We start from the raw sequence: 4,235 nt of genomic DNA, 5'->3' as shown, positions 1-4,235 counted from the left end.
ATATGATAGAGTGTTTTCTACTCGATATAGAGTTCATACAAACTATGCTAATTTTTAAGAGATAGTGGAGGGAACTACTACTAGTTATGGTATTTTTTAATAAACATTTGTTGAAGAAAGCGTTCTGATTACAAATAATATCTTATTTTCGAGTACGCTTTTTTGAATGTATATTTCACAATAACAAAGGAAAAATCCACAAATAAAGTCTATGTATATGTGAGTTAATGGGAAAATCTAGTGCGTTTTTAAGGAGCGTCTTATTTAAAAGAAAAAAGGTTTGTTTTAGAAAGCGGTGTCTAAACATTAAATGGAGTAGGACTAAATTCACGGCCGCTCATTAAACAAGCTTTTAATTAGGAGAGGTCTGTTTTTATAATGAATAATGAAAAGAAGGTTTGGTACAATTGCTTGTTTTTTTCTTTTTATGCGTTTGCCTCGTACCCTTTTAAGCTAGTGGACATACTTTACTAATAGAAATGATTAGGGGGTGAGGTATTGGGTTCTCGATTTAATAATTGTAAAAAGAAGTGTACATGTAAACAGGATGATTGTTGGGAAGTATTCGAAGAGTGTAAAAAAGAACAGCATGAGAAATGTGATAATTCTTGTGTACAAGGAATTAGAGATGAACTTAAGAAATTAATTAATCGAACAGTTCAAATTAACACAGAGGGACGTACTTATGTAGGTACTGTTTCGTCTGTAAGTTGTGATGTAGTTAAGCTTGCGGCTATTCCTGGATCGGTTGGAGTAATTATTTCCATTTGCAAAATTGAAGCAATTTTCCCACCTGTTACAACGGTTACGGCTGACTTTGATTTTAATGGTATTGATGTAGCAAACAAGGCATAATTATGCTGCTTTTTTGTAAAGCCATTCACATGAATGGCTTTATTTTAATTTCATATAAAAGGAGAATATATTCTTTATATAGAAATAAGTTTGAGGTTATAAAACATGATGTACGAAAGGAGCAAGGAAGTGATTAAACTAGAAACCTTTAAAAAATCTGATTATAAACAATTAATAAATTGGATTAATTCCGAAGAATTTCTAATACAATGGTCAGGTAATGCCTTCACATTTCCTTTAGACGAACAGCAATTAGAGAAGTATATAGAAAGTGCAAATACATTCGCTTTCAAAGTGGTAGATGAAGAGACTTCAGACGTTATTGGTCATATTTCGCTTGGGCAAATAGATAATATTAACAAGTCCGCTAGAATTGGAAAAGTATTAGTTGGTAATACGAAGATGAGAGGACGTTCTATAGGAAAACATATGATGAAAGCAGTACTTCATATTGCTTTTGACAAATTAAAACTACATAGAGTAACTCTTGGTGTGTATGATTTTAATACATCGGCCATTTCATGTTACGAAAAAATAGGGTTTGTAAAAGAAGGCTTATTAAGAGAGTCAAAAAGAGTAGGAGAAACGTATTGGAATTTATGGGAAATGAGTATGTTAGAATATGAATGGAAGAAGTAGCAACGATAGTAATTTATAATTATATTATGTTAACGAAAGGGTCTTGGTGGGTATAGTGGATAATAAAACAAAAATAATTTCAATTGCAGCTGTTTCGGGGGGAGGTAAAACTACAATTACAGAAAGATTAAAGCATAAGTTTAAAAACTCAAAAGCTTTATATTTTGATAGTTATACATTTGATAACTGTCCTGCTGATATTTGTAAATGGATTGATGATGGGGCGAATTATGACGAGTGGGTATTAACACCATTAATTCATGATATTGAGCAACTTATACAAAATAATAGCTTAGACTATATTATTATAGATTATCCTTTTGCAAACTTAAATAGTGAGATGCGAAAGTTCATTGATGTAACTATATTTATTGATACGCCTTTAGATATTGCGATGGCTAGAAGGATTTTGCGAGATTTTAAGGAAGGTACAATAGATGAAATACATAATGATTTGGAACATTACATGACATATGCGAGAAAAGCTTATTTAGAGGCAATTCATACTGTTAAGCCAAATTCAGATATCATATTGGATGGTTCTTTATCTGTAAGTGAAATAATTAATCACGCTGTAGAGGAACTTGGCCGAAGAGAAATGATTGTCAATGGTTAAATGTATAACAGATGCTGTTAGGTGGATAATTGAAGTAAGGGAGAGATAAATGTGTACACTTTATTTCAATATAATTGGCAAGTAAGAGATGATTGGTTTAAGTGGTGTGAACAACTTTCAGAGGAAGATTTACTTTGCAAACTGGGGGTATGTTAGAAACATTATTTCATATTGTAGATGTAGAGTATAGTTGGATTAGTGCTCTTCAAGGATAAGAAGATAGAGAACAGCAATTTAAAGATTATCAATCGATTCAAAAAGTGAAAGCGTTATTTAATTTATATAAACGAGAACTTGAAGTTTTTTTGCAGTCATAATTATCTAGCCTAGAATGCTAGCACACTTAAAATAAGACGTATAAAAAGTTAATCATTTTGTGCTTTGATTATATAATGTCGGCGAAATAAATAGTGTGAAGGACAGCTATCTTAATAAGTGTTTCATGTAACGTTCATATACTTTAATTTTTTATAATTAATTAAATTTGAATTTTGTTTGTTGTTAAGAAAAGGTGAGAAGAAAATAAAAAAAGAGGGCTAATGCCCTCTTTTTCTTTTAATTTGGTAATTAATCACAGATTGGTATCCCAAGCACTCTTAGAGCTAATGCTACTTGAAGGGAAATCTCTAATCTAGCAATTTCAATACCAGCTACTGAAAGAACTAAAAAAGGTTGTCCGTTTACAAATACAACGCAACTATCCATAGTTAAGCCTCCTTTCTAGTAATCTACTACAGTATATGAATAGAACTTTAATATGTAATAGTTCAATTGTTGGATTTAATAGAATTAATAGATTAACCCATTTAAACTAAACAAACGAATACAACGAAAGGAAACAGAGATGGATGTATGCCTCAAAAAACATAGGTTTTAAGACATGTAATGGGATATGAAATTCATCATATTGGTCAGCTATCTATATGGGCGAGGAAGTTAAACTTGCAACCAGTTTCAGCAAATTTGAAGAGGATGATAGAATTAAAAACCGACTTGCATCTTAAGCGCAAGTCGGTTTTATATATAAGAAGATTTCTTAATTGAAATCCTCGGATTTTTTCTGACGTATATGTAAAAACATTAAGGTGGTAATGATTAAAAAAATCATTATAGTTTGTATAATTAAATTTTTAAACTGAAGTAATATTGTCCAGGATGTAAGGGCGTCTTTAAAAGCTTGGAGTGCAGAGTACGAGGAAGGATCAAAACCATACTGTAGTAACTTTTTTGTTTCAATAAATGAAATGTTTTCTTCATCTGCATCTAATATTACTGAAATTAGTCTAGTATCTCCAAGTTTTGCTGTACTGACAAAACTATAATTACCGTTAGTTGAAAAACTAGTTTGTAAGCCATCAACACCTTGAAGTTTAATGTTTTCATTAAGGGAATATATCATTTTATTCGTATTGAAAACTTGGGAATCTTTGAAGGTAAATTGGTAAGAGGTTAGTTTCGTAATATTCAATACATCTGGAAAATCTTTTACTAATCGTGCTGCTAGTTTAGCTGCATCTATCGCTGTTGTAGTTGATTGTTTATTTGTATCATTATTAATTCCAGTAGAGTTTAGAAATGGAGATGGTTGTAATAACTTTAGTTCTTTTGCTTTTTTATTCATTAATATTGTAAAGTTATCTTCATTTCCAGCAATGTGTTCTGCTAGAGCGAGTGCAGAACGATTATTCCCTGCCAGTAGCAATGCATGAAGTAAATCACGAACCGTTGTTTTATCATTCGATGTTACTTGTATAGGGCTTGTTTCTACTCGGAAAACTTCGTTACTTATTTGTACGAAGTCATCTAACTGTATTTTTCTATCATTTAGTTGCTCCAATACGATATATTCTGTCATTAATTTAGATAAAGCAGCTGATTGTATCGGAGTTTCTTCATTTTTTTTATAAACAATTTCACCTGAATTAGCATTTATTAAAATAGCTGATTTAGCTTGAATAATCGGACCATTTACATAAAGATAAAAATATAAAACGATAAGTGCAGTAATAAAAAAAGATAATAATAAAATAGCGAATTTCTTTAAGAATTGCATAAGCGATCCTCCTATTATGACATCAATACTAGTATTGTAAAAAGGAATGCTTAATTAGGAAGAAAGAAAAGG

The 4,235-nt window shown here is 30.9% G+C and carries 5 protein-coding genes and 1 pseudogene; 4 read left to right on the top strand and 2 right to left on the bottom strand.

Features of this window, described 5'->3' with window-relative positions:
* The first annotated feature begins 498 nt into the window (after window positions 1-498).
* The 4 genes and pseudogenes from GBN78_RS28865 to GBN78_RS30505 all read left to right on the top strand — a co-directional run.
* Window positions 499-855, top strand: a complete 357-nt coding sequence (locus GBN78_RS28865) for a hypothetical protein (RefSeq protein WP_000535573.1) — start codon at window positions 499-501, stop codon at window positions 853-855.
* Between the two features lie 105 nt (window positions 856-960).
* Window positions 961-1,494, top strand: a complete 534-nt coding sequence (locus GBN78_RS28860; RefSeq protein ID WP_000990086.1) for a GNAT family N-acetyltransferase — start codon at window positions 961-963, stop codon at window positions 1,492-1,494.
* A 46-nt stretch (window positions 1,495-1,540) separates the two neighbouring features.
* Window positions 1,541-2,110 carry a nucleoside/nucleotide kinase family protein gene (locus GBN78_RS28855; protein WP_370940960.1) on the top strand — a complete coding sequence of 190 codons (570 nt, stop codon included), beginning with the start codon at window positions 1,541-1,543 and terminating at the stop codon, window positions 2,108-2,110.
* Between the two features lie 51 nt (window positions 2,111-2,161).
* Window positions 2,162-2,421: pseudogene (locus GBN78_RS30505) on the top strand (DinB family protein); the annotation flags it as partial.
* A gap of 256 nt (window positions 2,422-2,677) precedes the next feature.
* On the opposite strand, the gene GBN78_RS28845 reads toward GBN78_RS30505, so the two are convergent.
* Both GBN78_RS28845 and GBN78_RS28835 read right to left on the bottom strand, forming a co-directional pair.
* Complete coding sequence (locus GBN78_RS28845) at window positions 2,678-2,815, bottom strand: DUF3956 domain-containing protein (protein WP_000376554.1); 138 nt, start codon at window positions 2,813-2,815, stop codon at window positions 2,678-2,680.
* A gap of 331 nt (window positions 2,816-3,146) precedes the next feature.
* Window positions 3,147-4,163, bottom strand: a complete 1,017-nt coding sequence (locus tag GBN78_RS28835) for a D-alanyl-D-alanine carboxypeptidase family protein (RefSeq protein ID WP_001160043.1) — start codon at window positions 4,161-4,163, stop codon at window positions 3,147-3,149.
* Window positions 4,164-4,235: the final 72 nt, after the last annotated feature.

The sequence above is a fragment of the Bacillus sp. B2-WWTP-C-10-Post-4 genome, from assembly GCF_009183805.1.
GTDB classification, from domain to species: Bacteria; Bacillota; Bacilli; order Bacillales; family Bacillaceae_G; genus Bacillus_A; species Bacillus_A cereus.
Note: the sequence above shows the minus strand (reverse complement) of the source record. Positions and strands in the feature narration are given on the sequence as shown.